General features: G+C 66.7%; 1 protein-coding gene. It reads left to right on the top strand.

The window, feature by feature from the left end; all coding sequences use genetic code 11:
• Positions 1-381 (top strand): Hsp70 family protein (locus EN845_RS35875; protein ID WP_210235532.1); only part of this gene is annotated, 381 nt, incomplete at both ends.

The following is a 381-nucleotide window of genomic DNA, read 5'->3' as shown; positions in this document are numbered from 1 at the left end:
GTACGACCTGGGCGGCGGCACCTTCGACGTGTCGGTGATCGAGATCGCCAACGTCGACGGCGAGAAGCAGTTCGAAGTGCTGGCCACCAACGGCGACACCTTCCTGGGTGGCGAAGATTTCGACAACCGCGTCATCGAGTATCTGGTTGAAGAGTTCAACAAGGACCAGGGCATCGACCTGCGCAAGGATCCGCTGGCCCTGCAGCGCCTGAAGGACGCCGCCGAGCGCGCCAAGATCGAGGGCGATCCGGCAAAGCCCGGCGAGAAAGTCGCCGAGACCCAGGTGCCGAAGGTCAAGGCCGTGCCGCCGGCGCCGCCGGTCATCGACGCGCCGCTCGAGCCCCTGGCGAAGACGGCGCCCGACAAGGCGGATGCCAAGCC

It is taken from the genome of Mesorhizobium sp. M8A.F.Ca.ET.202.01.1.1 (assembly GCF_004791595.1).
Classification (GTDB): Bacteria; Pseudomonadota; Alphaproteobacteria; order Rhizobiales; family Rhizobiaceae; genus Mesorhizobium.
The sequence above is the reverse complement of the archived record's forward strand: the minus strand, read 5'-3'. Positions and strand labels throughout refer to the sequence as shown.